Origin of the sequence: Kitasatospora sp. NPDC090091 (genome assembly GCF_044747365.1) — a bacterium.
In the GTDB taxonomy this organism is placed as follows: domain Bacteria; phylum Actinomycetota; class Actinomycetes; order Streptomycetales; family Streptomycetaceae; genus Kitasatospora.
On sequence record NZ_JBIVDY010000011.1, the window covers coordinates 197,268 to 213,232 of the forward strand.

The window sequence follows — 15,965 nt, forward strand, 5'->3', positions numbered from 1 at the left end:
TTCTCCGAAGGTCGCGTGGCTGTTGTCGCAGGGCGGAGCGGCTCAGCCCAGGCCCATCGCCCGGGCGACGATCACCTTCTGGACCTCGGAGGTCCCCTCGATGATCGTCGTCATCCGGACGTAGCGGTACAGGAACTCCAGCGGGTGCCCGCGCACCCAGCCGGTGGCGCCGTGCACCTGGAGCGAGCGGTCCACCGCCCGGACGGCGGTCTCGGAGGCGGTCAGTTTGGCCAGCGCGGCGTTCTCGGGGGCCTCGGTGCCGTCGTCCACCAGCCGGGCACAGGCCAGGGTGAGCAGCTTGGAGGCCTCCACCTCGGCCCGGGTGGCCACCAGGTGCTCCTGGACGTGCTGGTAGTTGCCGATCGGCTCGCCGAAGGCCTGCCGCTCCCGGGCGTACTCGACGCCCAGGCGGAGCGCGTACTCGGCGATGCCGTTGCACATCGCGGCGACCACCAGGCGGCCGCGGGAGAGGCTGTCCATGGCGAGCGCGGTGGCGGCGCCGACGCCCTCCTCGCCGCCGATCACCGCGTCCATCGGCGCCCGCACCTGGTCCAGGGTGAGCTCGAACAGCGGCTCGCCGGACATGCCCTCGTAGCGCTGGCCGATCCGCAGGCCCGGGTGGTCCATGGGGAGGACGAAGGCGGTGGCGCCGCCGGTCGGGCCGGCGCCCTCACCGAGGTCGGTGGCGGTGACGACCAGGGCGATGTCGGCCCGGTCGGCGTTGCTGACGAAGGTCTTGCGGCCGTTCAGCACCCAGCCGTCGCCGTCGCGGACCGCGGTGGTGGTGAGCCGGAACGCGTCGGAGCCGGCCTGCGGCTCGGTGAGCGCGAGGCAGCGCGCCTTCTCCCCGCGGACCAGCGGGACGAGGTGGCGCTCGATCTGCTCGGGGGTGCCGTGCCGCAGCAGCGGGCTGGGCCCGTCCGAACCGGCCAGCGCGTACGGCGCCAGCGGGCAGCCGCTGCGCCCGGCGGCGTGGTGGAGCAGCACGACGGCGGTGAACGGCATGTCCGCGCCGCCGAGTTCCTCGGGGTAGTCGCCGGCGTAGAAGCCGAGGGCGGCGGAGCGCTTGCGGACGTAGGCCCGCAGATCGGCCGGGATCTGGTCGGCGGTCTCGGGCAACTCGGCAGCGAGCGGCACGAGTTCGCGGCGGACGAAGCTCTCGAAGGCGTCGACGAGCTCGCGGTGGCCGGCTTCGAGGACGCTGGAGGGGGTGGACAGCGCGGAGGTGCTCACTGGTTCGCTCCGGTCAGGGCGCGGGCCTGGTCGGCCAGGACGGGGTGCTGGAAGAGGGTGCGCAGCTGCGGGCGGCTGCCCAGGCGCGGCTCCAGCCAGGCCGCGAGCCGGGCGGCGAGCAGCGAGTGGCCGCCGACCTCGAAGAAGTGCGAGTCCGCGGTGAAGCGGTCGTGGCCCAGCACCTCCTGCCAGGCCTCGGCGACCAGGGCCTGTCCGGGGTCGGTGAAGGCCTGCGGCTGCGCCTGCGCCGGCTCGCCGGCCGGCCCGGCCTCGGCGGCGATCCGGGCCAGGGCGACGCGGTCGGGCTTGCCTCCGGGCAGCAGCGGCATGGTGTCCAGCGCCGTCCAGGCGGCCGGGACCAGCCCGCCGGGCAGCCGGCGGCCGAGCGCCTGGTGCAGGGCGGCCTGGTCGGGCTGCTCGGCGCCCTCCAGGAATCCGAGCAGCCGGGGGCCGGACGCCTCGTCGTGGTGGAGGACGACGGCGCAGGAGCGGCCGCCGAGCTCCGCGGAGGCCGCGGCCTCGATCTCCTCCAGCTCGATCCGGTAGCCGCGCAGCTTCACCTGGTTGTCCTGCCGGCCGAGGAACCAGAGCCGGCCCTTCAGGTCGCGGTAGCCGCGGTCGCCGGTGCGGTAGACCCGCTCGCCCCCGAGCGCGGGCACCGCCACGAAGCGGGCCCCGGTCACCTCGGGCAGGCCGAGGTAGCCCTCGGCGAGCAGCGCGCCGCCGATCGCCAGCTCCCCGACGGCGCCGGCCGGCAGCGGGTGGAGGCCGTCGTCCAGGACGTGCACCCGCACGCCGGGCAGCTCGGTGCCGAGCGGGATCTCGGCGGCGTCCTCGGCCAGGTCGGCCTCGGTGACCTCGTGCACGGTGGAGGTGACGGTCGCCTCGGTGACGCCGTAGGCGTTCAGCACGGTGGCGGTGGTGGCGCCGGCCAGCCCGCGCAGGGCACGGGCCGGCAGCCGCTCCCCGCCGAGCACCAGCAGGCGAGGCGACCAGCGGCCGTCGCGCAGCGCCTCGGCCAGGTCCTCCCGGACGGCGAGGTAGTAGCTGGTCGGCAGGTTGGCGACGGTGACGCCGCGGGCGGCGAGCACGGCCACCAGCTCCGGCCCGGTCGGCACCTCGCGCTGCGGCACCACCAGGGCGGCGCCGGCGGCCAGCGCGGGCAGCACCTCCTCCAGCGCCACGTCGAAGGACGGGCGGGCGAAGAGCAGCACCCGGTCGGCGGGGTCCAGCCCGTACCGCCCGGCGATCGCGGCCGCATAGCCGACCAGCGCCTCCCGGCCGACCAGGACCGGCTTGGGCACGCCGGTGGAGCCGGAGGTGTGGATGAGGTAGGCGGCACCGTCGAGGACGGCGGCCGGCTCGGCCTTGGGGAACGCCGGGCCGTCCAGCAGGGCCGGGGTGACGCCCTCGGCGGGCAGGGCGAGCGCGCTCTGCCGGGTGGCGAGGACCAGCGCCGGGCTCAGCCGCTCCAGCAGCAGGCCGAGGCGGGCCGCCGGGTCCTCGGCGGAGAGCGGGGCGTACACCGCGCCGTGGCGCAGGCAGGCGAGCAGCGCGACCACGCTGTCCACCCCGCGCGGCAGGACGGCGGCCACCGGCTGGCCCGGCATCACCCCGGCGGCCCGCAGGCGGTCGACCAGCTCGCCGACCCGGCGGTCGAGGTCGCCGTAGCTGAGCCGCTCGGTGCCGGCGAGGACGGCCAGGGCGGCCGGGTCGTGGGCGGCGGCGGGGTCGAGGACGGCGGCCGCAGCCAGGGCGCGCGCGGCGGCTTCCTGCTCGGGGGCGGTCTGCTCGGGGGCTGTCTCGGGGGCGCTCTGCTCGGACGTGGCCGAGGCCAGCTCGGCGATCGGGGCCTGCGGCCGGTCGAGGTAGTGGCGCAGCAGCTCCAGCAGGCGCCCGGCGAGCAGTTCGGCGGTCTCCTCGCCGAACAGGTCCGCGTCGTAGTCCCAGACCAGGGTCATTCCGGCCGCGCCGTGCTTCTCGCCCACCACCCGGCGGTCGTCGGGCAGCAGCACCACGTCCAGGTCGAAGCGGGTGGTGCCGGTGTTGAAGCCCTCGTAGAGCGAGACCTCCAGCCCGGGTGCCTGGATGTCCGGCAGCGGCGCGTCGTGCGCGCTGAACATCACGTCGAACAGCGGGTTGTCGGCGCCGCTGGTGTGCCGGCCCAGTGCGCGGGTCAACTCCTGGACGGGGACGTCCTGGTGGGGCAGCGCGCGGAAGAGGACGTCGGTCACCTCGTCGACCGCCTCGGTGCCGGGGGCGGCCGGGTCCAGCCGCAGCCGCAGCGGCACCGTGTTGACGAACATGCCCACGGCGCTCTCGAAGCCCTGCGGCCGGTTGCCGACCGCGGTGCCGACCACCAGCTCCGGGTGTCCGCTGTGGCGGCGCAGCAGTTCGGCGAAGAGCGTGAGAAGGGTGGAGAACGGGGTGTGGCCGTCCTCCCGGCTCCGCTCGCGCAGCCGCTCGGCCAGGTCGGCGCCGACCGACTGGCGCAGCTGCCCGCCCCGGTGGCGGCGCGCGACGCCCGGACGGGCCAGCCCGGGCAGCGTGAGGTCGAGCGGGGCATCCTGCAACTCCCGCTTCCAGAAGGCGAGTCCGCGCTCCCGGGCGTCCGCCGCGGCGGACTCGGCGGTGCGCACGTGCTCCTCGTACGAGCGGGCCGCGGGCAGCTCGGCGGGCTCGCCGAGGACGTGTGCGCGGTAGACCGTGAAGAGGTCGCGGAGCAGGATCGCGAAGGAGTGCCCGTCGTGGATCAGGTGGTGCTCGACGTGGATCAGCCGGTGGTGGTCCTCGGCGAGGCGCACGAGGTGCCAGCGGAGCAGCGGCGCCGCCGAGGTGTCCAGCGGCTCCTCGGCCTCGGCCCGGAGCAGGGTCTGGAAGGCGACCTCGGGGTCGGCCTCGCCGGCCAGGTCGCTGGTGCGCAGCCGGGGCTCGGTCCGGGTGCCGACCCGCTGGGCGGGCAGACCCTCCGGCCGGGCCACCAACTCCAGCCGCAGGCCGGGGTGGTGGGCGAGCACCGCGGCCATTCCGGCGCGCAGCGCGTCCGCGTCGAGCGGGCCCCAGAGGTCGAGGGCGGCGGTGAAGTTGTAGGCGCGACTGCCGGGCAGCATCTGCTCGTGCAGCCAGACGATCTCCTGCGAGGAGGAGAGCGGGAACATGACGAACTCCCTTGTGGTGGTGGGCGGTTGTTCGGTTGTGCAACCGGGCGGCGGTGGCCGTCCGGCTCGGGTCGCGGCCGGCGCCGGGGGTGGGGGCGTGGCCGGCCGACCGCCGGGCGGGTGCGCCCGGATCGGGCGGCCCGGCGGGGGCTGAAGGGTGGTTCGGGGGGGGTGGTGGCGGCGGGGTCCGGCGCCGGGCCGTCCCGGCCGGGCTCAGGCCGTTGGGCCGCCCAGGTGCCGGCGCAGGGTCGACAACAGCGCCTCGAAGGCGGCCTCGGCGGCGGCGTCCGGGTAGCGGTCGCGGTCCCAGGCGAGCCGGACCAGCAGATCGTCGCCGTGCGAGGCGGAGACGGCCAGCGGCGCGGCCAGCGGGCGTCCGGCCAGGTGGGTCTCACGGCCCGCCGTTCCGGCGAGCACCAGCGGCGGGCGGCGCTGCAGGTCCTCGAAGGTCAGCAGCCCGTCCAGGGCGCCGGACCAGCGCGCCCCGGCGGAGCGGGCGGCCCGGACCACGTCGTCGAACGGGGTGTCGGCGTGGTCGAGGTCGTCCCACCAGGCCGCACTCAGCTCGTCGAGGCCGGCGAGGGCGGTATCTGCGCGGTGGCCCGCGGCGGGGTGCACCAGGGTGTTGAGGAAGCACCCGACCACCGGTGCGGCTCCGGGCGGCCGCCCGCCCCACGGGTAGCCGAGCGCGAGCGCCCGGTCCCCTCCTCCGAGCCGGTGGGCGGCGGCCCCGACGGCGTCCAGCAGCGCGGGGAAGACCGCACCGCGGGCCGCCCCGGTGGCGGCCGGCAGCCGGTGGGTGACCATCCCGGTGGACCGGGCCGCCGGGCCGGCGTCACCGGTGTCGCCGGCCCCGCCGAGTCCGCCCAGCCGGGCGGCCCAGTACGCGTGCGCGGCGGCGCTCGCGGCGGCGTCCTCGGCCGCCAACTGCAGCTCCACCGTCTCCCGGTAGGCCGCCGTCCCGTCGTCCGCGGCCGGCTCGGCCGGCCCGTCCTCCGCGTAGGCGGCGGCCAGCCCGGCGGTGACCAGGCCGAGCGACTGTTCGTCACAGGCCGCGTGGTCGAGGGCGACGGCGAGCAGCTCCTCCTCGTCGCCCGGGGCGGCCGCCAGCAGCAGGCGCAGGGCCGGGCCGTCGGCCGGCCAGTCGAGCAGGGCGCGGCGCAGCGCCTCCTCGGCCGTGCCGTCCGGGCCGGTCTCCGCCCGCTCGACCGCGACCGACGGTCCGCCGAGCTGCAGCACGGGCGTGCCGCGCACGGTGGCGAAGGAGCCGCGCAGGGCGGGGTGGGAGGCCGCCAGCCGGACGGCGGCGCGGTGCAGCCGCGGCAGGTCGACGGTGCCCCGGGGGTAGGCGAAGAACAGCGGCACGACGTCCGTCCGGCTCTGCGGGTCGCGCCGCCGGGCGATCAGGAAGCGGCGCTGGGCGCCGGTGAGCGGGAGCAGCCCGCCGCCCCCAGATTCGGCGGCGGAGGAGCCGGCGGCGGAGGAGCCGGCGGCGACGGAGCGGAACCGGGTGAGGTAGGCGGCCGTGATGCTGGAGTGCACGGAAGGATCTCCGCTTTCGGTTCGGCGGTTCGGCGGATCGGATCGGGTCGGCGGATCGGATCCGCCGATCGGGGGCAGGACTCGGGGGCAGCGCGGCCCCGCCGGGCGACCGGTGCGGCCGCCGGCACGTGCAGGCCGGGCGGGTCAGCGGGCGGGTCTGGCGTCCTCCGGGGCGGGCGCGGCCGCCTCGACGGTGGCGCTGCCGGGCCCGCCCGGGGCGGCCGCCTCGCCCGCCTCGACGGAGCCTCCGTCTGCGGGGGCGTGCGCCTCGGCCGGGCCGGCGTCCGTCGGCAGCTCCCGCATGCCGCGCAGCGGCGAGAGCAGCACCGGCAGCGGCACCACCAGGAACCCGGCGGCGCAGACCCAGAGCGCGGCGCGCGCTCCGGCGGCGTCGGCCACGGCGCCGCCGAGCAGCGCACCCAGCGGCAGGGTGCCCCAGACCAGGAAGCGCATCGTCGCGTTCATCCGGCCGAGCAGCCCGGGCGGGCAGACGCCCTGCCGGAAGCTCACCTGGGCGACGTTGTAGACCACCGCGCCGAACAGCACCGTGCCCGAGGCCAGCGCGAACAGCACCACGCCGGCCCCGCCGCCGGTCAGCGGCCAGAGCAGCGCGAACGGTCCGGTGAGGACGGGGGCGAGCCAGATCAGCCGGGCCTGTCCGACCCGCCGGGCCAGCGGGCCCGCGCAGAGCGCCCCGGCCAGTCCCCCGACCGCCGAGACGGAGAGCAGGACCCCGATGGCGGCGGGCGAGAGGTCCAGCACCCGGACCCAGAACACCGTCTGGACGGCCATCAGGACGGCGGCGAAGAGGTTGGAGACGGCGGTGGCGGCGGCGATCGCCCGCAGCAGCGGGTGCCGGAGCACGAACCCGACGCCTTCGGCGATCTCCGTGCGCAGCGAGCGCCCGGGGTCCGGCGGGGGCGGCGGTTCCTCCTCGGCGCGGATGCGGGCGAGCACCACCGCGGAGGTGAGGTAGCCGACGGCGTCGGCGACGATCGCCAGCGGTGCGCCGAGCAGTTGGACCAGCCCGCCGCCGAGCCCCGGGCCGGCGACCTGGGCCGAGGAGCGGACGGTCTCGATCGCGCCGTTGCCGGCGACCAGCTGCTCCCTCGGCAGCAGCGCCGGAAGGAAGGACTGGTGGGCCACGTCGAAGAAGACCGTCGCCACGCCGGTGACCAGGGCGACCAGGTAGAGCTGGGCCATCGTCAGCACGCCGAGGGCGGCGGCCGGCGGGATCGACCCGACGGCGAGGCAGCGCACCACGTCGGCGCGGATCAGTACGGGCAGCTTGCGCATCCGGTCCAGCCAGGCGCCCGCGGGAAGGCCGACCAGCAGGAAGGCCGCGGTCTCCGCCGCCGTCAGCAGGCCGACCTGGAACGGCGTGGCGTCGAGCTCCACCACCGCGACCAGCGGCAGCGCCACCAGGGTGACCTGACTCCCCACTTGGGCCGCGACGGCCCCCGACAGGAGGAGGCGGAAGTCGCGCAGACCCAGCAGGCGGGCGGGGTTCGGACGAGGCATGTCGTTCATCAGTACGACTCTCGGTTACCGATTCGACACCGGGCAACCGGTCGGTTCGTTTCCGGCCTTCCGCCACAACGGCCGGATTCCACCCTTTCCCCGGCCCGGTCGCGCTCCACCCCGGCCCGATGCCCCGCCGGACCGAACCACCACCGGGAGTCCGACCAGCAGCATTCCGACCGGACGGATTCCAAACCAGGATCCGCGTCACATTGTCCGAATACCGGACGGGCATGATCTGGCCATCGGACGGCCACCTTCAACATGGCCGGAACCTGCAAAGTAGTGACGATTCGTCATCCGGACGTGGCCTCGCCGTGTTATCGGGCACCCGGCCACCCGCGGCCGCACCCGCCCCCGGGCCGCCGCGTGCGCTCCCCACGCCGCCGCGCCGGTACGCCGACGCCCGGCCACCGGCGTCGGGCGGACGTCGGTGTCCGGGCGTCGGCGGTGTCCGGGCGTCGGCGGTGTCCGGGCGTCGGAAGGTGTCCGGGCGTCGGAAGGTGTCCGGGCCTCGGGCACCCGGAGGTGGCCGGGGCCGGCGGCGGGGTGGTGCGGGCTCAGGCCGCGCCGAGTGCGGCGTCCGGGGTCTTGCCCGCCTGGGCCTGCTCGATCCGCTGGACGAGCATCACGGCCAGCTTCCGCGTCGCCGCCGGGTCGGCCGGACCGCCCTCGGTGGTCACAGCGGCGACCAGCGTGCCGGAGCGCAGGACGATGCTCACCCCGTCCCGGCCGGCCAGCTGGCCCTGGAACGCGCGGTACTCGCTCCCCAGCGGCACGATGTCCACCGCCCGGTACCTGCTCCCGTCCGCGTACGACGCGTACACCTCGGCGAGCTTCTCCTTGGCGGCGGCCTTGGTCGGCAGCGTGTCGATCGCGAAGCGCGCGGTCACCTCGCCGAGCGAGAAGCGGGCCGTCCCGCTGAGCGGCTTGCCGCTGCACGCCCCGCTGCCGGAGCAGGTGGTGGCGTGGTCGGCGGAGTCGACCCGCCGCTTCTCCTCCTCCCAGCCGGTCATGGCCTTGCCGTCGGGCAGCAGCTGCAGGAGGAGCTTCTCGTCGAGCACCAGCGCGTCCGAGTCCGCGGTGGGCGCCGGCAGGGCGCCACCGGCTCCGGAACCGCCGCCCGCCCCCGGCGTCGATGCACCACCCGCAGGCGCCCCGGCCGTCCCGGAGGCGCCCGGCGAACCGGCCGCGGCGGACGCGCCGCCGGCGGCGGTGGCACCGCCCGCGGGGGCCGACGCCGCACCCGCGGGCGAGGCCGCGGCGGAGGCCTGGCCCGAGGCCGCGCCGGCGGTGGCGGTGGCGGTGGCGGACGCACCGCCCTTCGCCGCGTCCCGGGACGCCTCCGACCCCCCTGAGCTGCAGGCCGTCAGCACGCCCAGCAGTACCCCTGCGGCCGCCGCGGCGGCCACCTTCCGACCGACCGTGCCCATCGCCCGCTCCCTCTCGTGTCAGTGGACCATCAAGATAGACGCGGGCGGGCGCCACCGGTTCCCCGGGGTCCGGTCACGCCCCGCCCCGGGGATCCGGCCGGTCCGCCCGGCTCACTCCAACCCGACTGCGCGGCTGCCCGGGGCACCCGGCGGGAACGGCTCCACACCGGTCACCCGGCTGATCCGCGTCGGCTGGACCAGCACGACCACCCGGCGCTCCCCCGGCACCCGCCACTCGTAGCGCTCCGTCCCGAGGTAGACCCCGGCCAGCCGGTCCATGGTCCGGTCCGCCTCCACCCCCTCGACGAACCGCACCGCCCGCCCCCGGATCTGCACCCGGTCGTACGGGTCGGCCGGATCGGCGGAGGAGAGGCAGACCCGCGGATCGCGCCGCAGGTTTCGCTCCTTGACGCGTCCGACCGAGGTGTTGAACAGCACCAGGTCACCCTCCGTCCCCACCCACATCGGGCTCACGTGCGGCGAGCCGTCCGCGTTGACGGTGGCCAGGTACCAGATGTGACCCGCCTCGATCCGGGCCCTGACGTCCTTCGAGATCTCGACCATGCGGCGATCCTGCCCGCCGGCGACGGCCCGCACGCGGCACCCGACCCGCCGGGACGGCGCGTGGCCGGGCCCGCGCGCCTCCCGGCGCCGCCCCCGGCAGCGGTGACAGCATCGGCGCCATGCCGACCGAGAACGAACAGCGCGACGACGAACAGGAAGTCAGGGGTCTGATCGAGCGGTGGGCCGCAGCGGTGCGGCGCGGCGACCTCGACGGCGTCCTGGCCCACCACCGGGACGACATCGTGATGTTCGACGTCCCGCCCCCGTTCGAGGGCGTGCGCGGCCTCGACGCCTACCGTGCGACCTGGCCGCCCTTCTTCGACTGGCTTTCCGCCGGGGCGGCGTTCGAGATCGAGTCGCTCGACGTGACGGCCGGCGCGGACGTCGCCTTCGCCCACGCCCTGCTGCGCTGCGGCACGGAGCGCGACTTCGCCGAGCGGCCCGCCCTGCGGCTGCGGCTCACCCTCGGCCTGCAACGCACCGACGGGCAGTGGCAGGTGACGCACGAGCACCACTCCTTCCCCGACACCTCCGTCGCACCGGAGGCCACGCCGGAGCCCGCTCCGGACGCCGCCGCGACACCGGACGCCGTGCCGGAGGCCGCCGCAGCCGGCGACTCAGAGCCGTCCGGCGCGGCCGAGCGCGAGGTGCGCGCCATCCACGACCGCTGGGCGAAGGAGACCGCCGCCAAGGACCTCGACGGACTGATGGCCCACGTCGCCGAGGACGTCGTCTCCTACGAGCACGCCGGCCCGCTCGGATACCGGGGTGTCGAGGAGGTCCGCGAGATCTGCCGCAACGGGCTGGCCGTCTCCCCCGGACCGGTCGTCTGGGACATCCCGGACCTCACCGTCCGGGTCGGCGGCGACCTCGCCGTCACCTGGGGGCTGGAGCACATCCGCAGTACCGGGGCGGACGGCACGACCGCGGAGACCTGGTCGCGCGGCACCCGGGTGTTCGAGCGGCGGGACGGCGGGTGGGCCATGGTGCACCAGCACCTGTCGTTCCCCCTGCCCTCCTGACGCGCCCGGACCGGCGACGTCCGGGCCTCCGATGGCGAGCGCGGCACGGGGAGGTCGGGGCTCCGGAACAGCCGACCGCGGTAGGACCGCCGGCGCCCGGAGCACGGGCGACGAGTGCGGGGCGGGCGACGCGCGCAAGGGCCCGGCGCGGATTCACCCGGACCGCCCGTGCACTCGGGTGAACACGCCCGGGAGACCACCCGAAGGGGCGCACCGCCGCGGCCACCACCGCCTTCCTCCGGTGGCAACGGCGCCGAGGGTGGTTGACGGTGGATCAGGCGCAGCGCCGCGAGTCCCCTTGGCCGACGACGTGTCGGCAGTCGCGGCTCCGCGCCGGAAGGATCACCATCATGCGTTCTGCACGCACGCTGCTCGCCGGGGCGGTCATCGCCGCCGCTGCCGTGACCATCACCGCCCCCGCCGCCTTCGCCGACGGCGGCGACAAGAACCTGACCTGGCAGGAGAAGCAGGAGAAGGCCGCCAGCCCCGACGGCCAGAAGACCTGGGACGAGAAGCAGGAGAAGGGCACCTCCTCCAGCTCGTCCGGCTCCTCCGGCTCGTCCAGCTCGTCCGGCTCCTCCTCCTACGGCGAGAAGAGCGAGAAGAGCGACAAGGGCGACAAGGGCGAGAAGGGCGACGAGAAGGCCCCGCACGGTGGTGTGCACACCGGTGGCGGCGGTCTGGTGTCCGGCGGCGGCCTCGCCTCCGGCGCCGTCCTGCTGCTCGGCGGTCTCGGGGCCGGCGCCATCGCGCTGCGCAAGGGCCGTCGCTCGGCCGGCGCCGCGATCTGAGCCGGGCGCCGTCCGACGGCGCCGTCCGACGCCTCCCCGCCGTGGCCGCCGCCCCTGCGCGCCGTCCGCGGCGGGGGCGCGCGGGTCCACCGGGCCCGCCGATCGGCCACGAGCGGCGCTTCGTCGCGACGGCCGACGCGTGATCACCGACTCGTCACGGCCGACGGGTGCCGGCCGGCCCGTCTTCGGCGGGTCGCCCGGCCGAGTCGCCCCGGCCGGATCGTGACGACCGGGTCGTGACGGCCGGGTCGTGGTGACGCGAGTCGTGGTGACAGAAGAGTCCCGCACGGCCGAGGAGTGGAACGATGGCCGGTCTGGTTCCTGGTACGTCCCGGCTGCTGCGCGCGGGTATGGGCGCGGCGGCGGCCGGTCTGCTGCTGATCTACAACTCGGTGGACTCCGGGTCCCCGGCGGAGCCCGCCTCGGGCCAGGCCGCTCCCCCGGCGGCCACCGCCGGCCCGACGCCCGGCGCCGCGTCCGCGAGCCCCATACCCACCGCGCCCGCGCCCGCGCCCGCCGCCCCGAAGGCCGCCCAGGGCGCCGCGGTTCCCCCGCTGAAGCGGGCCGTGCCGACCCGGCTGCGGATCCCGCAGATCGGTGTGGACGCCCCGTTCACGGAGCTGACGCTCAACCCGGCCGGCCAGCTCAACGCGCCGCCGCCGGACGACAAGAACCTGGTCGGCTGGTACCGGGACGGCGTGACCCCCGGCGAGCGCGGCAGCGCGGTGGTGGCCGGGCACGTGGACACCACCAAGGGCCCGGCGGTCTTCCTGCTGCTGAGCCTGCTGCTGCCGGGCAACAAGGTCGAGGTGCAGCGCGCGGACGGCACGGTCGCCGTCTTCTCGGTGGACTCGGTGGAGACCTTCTCCAAGAGCGCCTTCCCCGACCAGAAGGTCTACGGGAAGACGCCCGACGCCCAGCTGCGGCTGATCACCTGTGGCGGTACCTACGACAAGAAGCGCAAGGACTACCTCGACAACGTGGTGGTCTTCGCGCACCTGGAGTCCTCGCGGCGGGCCTGAGCCCGCCGCCCCGCGGCCCCGGTCGGCGAACCCCTGCCGGCCGGGGCTCCGCCGTTCCCGGCGCCGGACCGCCACGGGCGGAGCGCCGAACCGCCCGCACCGGCGATCGGTGCGGGCGGTTCGGCGGGCGCCGGTGACGCGGCGCCGGTGGCTCAGCCGCGGACGGTGGCCTCGAAGGCGTGCAGGTAGGGGTTGACCTCGCGGACGCCGGCGACGGACAGACCGGCCTCCTCCATCAGCCGCACCATGCTCTCCTTGGAGTGCTTGGCACCGCCGACATTGAGCAGCAGCATCAGGTCCATCGCCGTGGTGAAGCGCATCGAGGGGCTGTCGTCGACCAGGTTCTCGACCACCACGACGCGGGCGCCCGGCTTGGCGGCCCGGACCACGTTGGCCAGGGTGCGGCGGGTGCTCTCGTCGTCCCACTCCAGGATGTTCTTGATGATGTAGAGGTCGGCCCGCACCGGGATGTCGACCCGGCAGTCGCCGGGCACCAGCCGCGCCCGGGCGGCGAAGGCCCCGCCGTCGCGGAGCCGGGGGTCGGCGCCGGCGACCACCTTGGGGAGGTCCAGCAGGGTGCCGTGCAGCGCCGGGTGCTTCTCCAGCAGGCTGGCCAGTACATGGCCCTGGCCGCCACCGATGTCGACCACCGAGTCGATGCCGGTCAGGTCGAGGTAGGCGGCGAAGTCGGCCGCGGACTGCCGGCTGGAGGTGGTCATCGCCCGGTCGAAGACCCGCGCGGAGTCGCCGCCCTCGCTGTGCAGGTAGTCGAAGAACTCCTTGCCGAAGATCTCGGGGAAGACGTTGCGGCCGGAGCGGACGGCCTCGTCCAGCTTCGGCCAGGCCTCCCACGTCCACGGCTCGGTGCACCAGAGGGAGATGTAGCGCAGGCTGTTGGGGGCGTCCTCGCGCAGCAGCCGGGACATCTCGGTGTGCTCGAAGCGGTCGTCGCCGACCTCGTGGAAGATCCCGTAGCAGCTGAGGGCGCGCATCAGGCGGCGCAGCGGCTTGGGCTCGGTGCCGAGCTCGGCCGCCAGGTCGGTGACGGCGGTCGGGGTGTCGCCGAGCGCGTCGGCGACACCGAGCCGGGCGGCCGCGCGGACGGCGGCGGCGCAGGCGGCGCCGAAGACGAGCTCCCTCAGGCGCATCGCGGCCTGCGGGGTGGTGGCGGGTGCGGTGGTGGTCATGTGCCGTCTTTCTGCAGGTGGGAGGGGTGGCGGGGGCTCACGGGATCAGCAGTGGCCGGCCGGCATGGAGACCGCGCAGTGGTTGCGGGCGAAGGTGTTGGTGGTGCCGGTGTCGGCGTCGACCAGGTCGGCCGGGCTGTTGCCGACCGCGTAGTTGCCGCTGATGACGTGCCGGGCGTTGGGTGTGCCGACCAGGCTGCGGAAGAGCACGATGCCGCCGGACATCGACGAGGCGCCGACGTTGTCGCGGACCTGGTTGTCGGTCACCTGGGTGTCCTCGGCGCCGGTGAGCAGGATGCCGGTGCCCTGGATGTAGTCGAGCCGCGGGTTGGGCGGGCAGTACTTGTTGTTGGCGAGAACCCGGTTGCGGGTGATGCTCAGCGCGCCCGCCTTGGGCACGCCCTCGTCACCGACGACGAAGACGCCGCCGCAGTTGCCGCGGACCTCGTTCTCCTCGATGCTCAGGTCGCGCAGCCGGCGGACGGTGACGCCGATCCGGTTCTCGGAGAGCCGGTTGCCGCTGACCAGCGTCCCTTCGGTGTCGGTGGCGCCGCCCTCGTTGACCACGCTGTTGGCGAGGAAGATGCCGGACTGGCCGTTGCGGGCCGACTCGTTGCCGACGATGACGGCGCGGGTCGACTTCTCCTGGCTGATGCCCTGCTGGACGTTGTCGTGGACGTAGGTCGCGCGCACGGTCATGCCGGTGGTCGAGGCGATGTTGATGCCGTTCTTGGGGAAGCCGGTGACGGCGAGGGCCTCGACGGTGATGCCGCGCAGCGGCTCCGCGTCGGTGCCGGCGACGCAGAGTCCGTGGCCGGCGGTGGCGCAGACGGTGTCGCCGGCGGTGCCGGCGGCGGCGTTCCCGGGGGCGATCACGCTGCTCCGGCCGATGCCGCGCAGGGTGAGGCCGGGGGTGGTGATCCGGACGCTGCCGTAGTAGGTGCCCGGCAGCAGCTGGACGGTGTCGCCGGGGGCGGCCGCGTCCACGGCCTGCTGAATCGATTCGCCCGGGCGGACGACGTGCAGGCCGCCGGCGGCGTGGGCCGCGGGCGCGGCGGCCAGGGTGGCGAGGACGGTGGTGAGGGCGGTCGTGGCGGCGGCGGTGGCCGCGGCGAGGTGGTGGACCCGTCGCGTGGGCATGAGTGATGACCTGTCTGTCTGGCGCGCCCGCGGGACTCCGGCGCGGTGACGCGGTGTGTGTGGGGGACGACGGCCGGTGGTGGTCCGGCCGAATCGACGCTATGGGCGCACGGGTGGGCCCGCCACCAGGGCTGGGCTGTGGGGCTGACGGAGCGTCGGCCAAGACGGTGACCCGACCGGGCGCGGCGGGGCCGGGCCGCTGCGGAGGCCGCCGCGACGGCTGTGGCCGTCGCCCGCGTCGGGGGCGGGAGGGCCGCCGTGGCATGCTCGGAGCCATGAACACCGCTGCCGTCCTGCCGCCCGCCGCCGCGCCCTCGGCGGCCACCGCCGTGCCCTCGGCGGCCGCCGTCCGCAACCCGATCGGCGCCCACGTGCCGGTGGCCGCCCGCGGGCTGGCCGGGACGGGCCTGGCATACGCGCGGCGGGTGGGCGCGGAGGCGGTCCAGGTGTTCGTGGCCAACCCGCGCGGCTGGGCCACTCCTCCGGGCAACCCGGCCCAGGACGCGGAGTTCCGCACCGCCTGTGCCGAGCAGGGCATCCCGGCGTACGTGCACGCGCCCTACCTGATCAACTTCGGCTCGGACACCACGGCGACGCGCGAGCGCTCGGCCGACTCGCTGCGCCACTCGCTGCTGCGCGGCCACGCGATCGGCGCCCTCGGCGTGGTGCTGCACACCGGGTCGGCGGTCGGGACGGCGCCGGGCGGCGGGTCGCGGCGGGCCGAGGCGATGGCCCAGGTCCGCACGGACGTCCGCCCGCTGCTGGACGAGCTGGACGCGCTGGGGGACGACGCGCCGTGGCTGCTGCTGGAGCCCACGGCCGGCCAGGGCAGCTCGCTCTGCTCGCGGATGGAGGATCTCGCGGAGTACGTGGACGCGCTGGACGGCCACCCGAAGGTCGGGGTCTGCCTGGACACCTGCCACGCCTTCGCGGCCGGGCACGACCTCGCGGTGCCGGGCGGCGTCCGGGAGGCGCTGGACGCGCTGGTCGCGGCCGCCGGGCCGGGGCGGCTGCGGCTGATCCACGCCAACGACTCGGAGGACGCGGTCGGGGCGCGCAAGGACCGGCACGCCAACATCGGCGCCGGGATGATCGGCGCGGAGCCGTTCCGGGAGCTGTTCGAGCACCCGGAGACGGCCGGCGTCCCACTGGTGGTCGAGACCCCGGACCGCAAGCACGGCGGGGAGGGGGCGGGCCATGCGCTCGACATCGGGGTGCTGAAGGAGCTGCGGGAGCGGGCGGCCGTCCCGGGGCAGCGCTCGCGCCGCTGACGGCGGCGGGGTGGCCGGGCCGCGGGGAGGCGGGGAGCGGGCCGCGGGGCCGGAACCGCCCGGCCGCGCTCCGGCTGCCGG

11 protein-coding genes and 2 pseudogenes are annotated in these 15,965 nt (G+C 76.0%); 5 read left to right on the plus strand and 8 right to left on the minus strand.

The annotated features are described in order from the left end of the window. Nucleotides 1–42: 42 nt before the first annotated feature. The 6 genes from ACIPSC_RS20745 to ACIPSC_RS20770 all read right to left on the minus strand — a co-directional run bounded on the left by ACIPSC_RS20745 (nucleotide 43) and on the right by ACIPSC_RS20770 (nucleotide 9,451). A complete protein-coding gene (locus ACIPSC_RS20745) occupies nucleotides 43–1,233 on the minus strand; it encodes an acyl-CoA dehydrogenase family protein (protein WP_400827371.1) in 1,191 nt (396 codons plus the stop codon). After that, nucleotides 1,230–4,391, minus strand: coding sequence for an amino acid adenylation domain-containing protein (locus ACIPSC_RS20750; protein ID WP_400827372.1), 3,162 nt, complete (start codon nucleotides 4,389–4,391; stop codon nucleotides 1,230–1,232). The genes ACIPSC_RS20745 and ACIPSC_RS20750 overlap by 4 nt, the downstream gene beginning before the upstream one ends. A 213-nt stretch (nucleotides 4,392–4,604) precedes the next feature. Then, nucleotides 4,605–5,933: a condensation domain-containing protein gene (locus tag ACIPSC_RS20755; RefSeq protein WP_400827373.1), complete on the minus strand. Its 1,329-nt coding sequence runs from the start codon at nucleotides 5,931–5,933 to the stop codon at nucleotides 4,605–4,607. 144 nt (nucleotides 5,934–6,077) lie between these two features. Continuing rightward, nucleotides 6,078–7,463 (minus strand): MFS transporter, encoded by a 1,386-nt coding sequence (locus ACIPSC_RS20760; RefSeq protein WP_400827374.1) that lies wholly within the window; start codon nucleotides 7,461–7,463, stop codon nucleotides 6,078–6,080. 551 nt (nucleotides 7,464–8,014) lie between these two features. Then, nucleotides 8,015–8,887, minus strand: a complete 873-nt coding sequence (locus ACIPSC_RS20765; RefSeq protein WP_400827375.1) for a hypothetical protein — start codon at nucleotides 8,885–8,887, stop codon at nucleotides 8,015–8,017. 111 nt (nucleotides 8,888–8,998) lie between these two features. Continuing rightward, the gene (locus ACIPSC_RS20770) at nucleotides 8,999–9,451 is read right to left on the minus strand and encodes a PPOX class F420-dependent oxidoreductase (RefSeq protein ID WP_400827376.1); all 453 of its coding nucleotides are present in this window, start codon (nucleotides 9,449–9,451) and stop codon (nucleotides 8,999–9,001) included. Between the two features lie 119 nt (nucleotides 9,452–9,570). On the opposite strand from ACIPSC_RS20770, the pseudogene ACIPSC_RS20775 reads away from it, so the two are divergent. The 4 genes and pseudogenes from ACIPSC_RS20775 to ACIPSC_RS20790 form a co-directional block, all read left to right on the plus strand. After that, nucleotides 9,571–9,993: pseudogene (locus tag ACIPSC_RS20775) on the plus strand (YybH family protein); the annotation flags it as partial. A gap of 108 nt (nucleotides 9,994–10,101) precedes the next feature. Continuing rightward, nucleotides 10,102–10,473, plus strand: a pseudogene (locus ACIPSC_RS20780) (YybH family protein); the annotation flags it as partial. Nucleotides 10,474–10,823: 350 nt separating this feature from the next. Further along, the gene (locus ACIPSC_RS20785) at nucleotides 10,824–11,264 is read left to right on the plus strand and encodes a hypothetical protein (RefSeq protein ID WP_400827377.1); all 441 of its coding nucleotides are present in this window, start codon (nucleotides 10,824–10,826) and stop codon (nucleotides 11,262–11,264) included. A 305-nt stretch (nucleotides 11,265–11,569) separates the two neighbouring features. Continuing rightward, nucleotides 11,570–12,286 (plus strand): class F sortase, encoded by a 717-nt coding sequence (locus tag ACIPSC_RS20790; protein WP_400827378.1) that lies wholly within the window; start codon nucleotides 11,570–11,572, stop codon nucleotides 12,284–12,286. A gap of 152 nt (nucleotides 12,287–12,438) precedes the next feature. On the opposite strand, the gene ACIPSC_RS20795 is transcribed toward ACIPSC_RS20790, so the two are convergent. Together ACIPSC_RS20795 and ACIPSC_RS20800 are read right to left on the minus strand one after the other, a co-directional pair. Then, the gene (locus tag ACIPSC_RS20795; RefSeq protein ID WP_400827379.1) at nucleotides 12,439–13,473 is read right to left on the minus strand and encodes a methyltransferase; all 1,035 of its coding nucleotides are present in this window, start codon (nucleotides 13,471–13,473) and stop codon (nucleotides 12,439–12,441) included. Nucleotides 13,474–13,518: 45 nt separating this feature from the next. Beyond that, the gene (locus ACIPSC_RS20800; protein ID WP_400827380.1) at nucleotides 13,519–14,613 is read right to left on the minus strand and encodes a nitrous oxide reductase family maturation protein NosD; all 1,095 of its coding nucleotides are present in this window, start codon (nucleotides 14,611–14,613) and stop codon (nucleotides 13,519–13,521) included. Nucleotides 14,614–14,888: 275 nt separating this feature from the next. Here ACIPSC_RS20800 and ACIPSC_RS20805 point away from each other — a divergent pair, with 275 nt between their 5' ends. Beyond that, nucleotides 14,889–15,884: a deoxyribonuclease IV gene (locus tag ACIPSC_RS20805; RefSeq protein ID WP_400827381.1), complete on the plus strand. Its 996-nt coding sequence runs from the start codon at nucleotides 14,889–14,891 to the stop codon at nucleotides 15,882–15,884. Nucleotides 15,885–15,965 lie beyond the last annotated feature (81 nt).

What these genes read in the sequence shown, in the direction of transcription:
- ACIPSC_RS20750 (WP_400827372.1), bottom strand. Translation starts at nt 4,391, where the DNA reads ATGTTCCCGCTCTCCTCCTCGCAGGAGATCGTCTGGCTGCACGAGCAG.
- ACIPSC_RS20760 (WP_400827374.1), bottom strand. Translation starts at nt 7,463, where the DNA reads ATGAACGACATGCCTCGTCCGAACCCCGCCCGCCTGCTGGGTCTGCGC.
- ACIPSC_RS20765 (WP_400827375.1), bottom strand. Translation starts at nt 8,887, where the DNA reads ATGGGCACGGTCGGTCGGAAGGTGGCCGCCGCGGCGGCCGCAGGGGTA.
- ACIPSC_RS20770 (WP_400827376.1), bottom strand. Translation starts at nt 9,451, where the DNA reads ATGGTCGAGATCTCGAAGGACGTCAGGGCCCGGATCGAGGCGGGTCAC.
- ACIPSC_RS20785 (WP_400827377.1), top strand. Translation starts at nt 10,824, where the DNA reads ATGCGTTCTGCACGCACGCTGCTCGCCGGGGCGGTCATCGCCGCCGCT.
- ACIPSC_RS20790 (WP_400827378.1), top strand. Translation starts at nt 11,570, where the DNA reads ATGGCCGGTCTGGTTCCTGGTACGTCCCGGCTGCTGCGCGCGGGTATG.
- ACIPSC_RS20795 (WP_400827379.1), bottom strand. Translation starts at nt 13,473, where the DNA reads ATGACCACCACCGCACCCGCCACCACCCCGCAGGCCGCGATGCGCCTG.
- ACIPSC_RS20800 (WP_400827380.1), bottom strand. Translation starts at nt 14,613, where the DNA reads ATGCCCACGCGACGGGTCCACCACCTCGCCGCGGCCACCGCCGCCGCC.
- ACIPSC_RS20805 (WP_400827381.1), top strand. Translation starts at nt 14,889, where the DNA reads ATGAACACCGCTGCCGTCCTGCCGCCCGCCGCCGCGCCCTCGGCGGCC.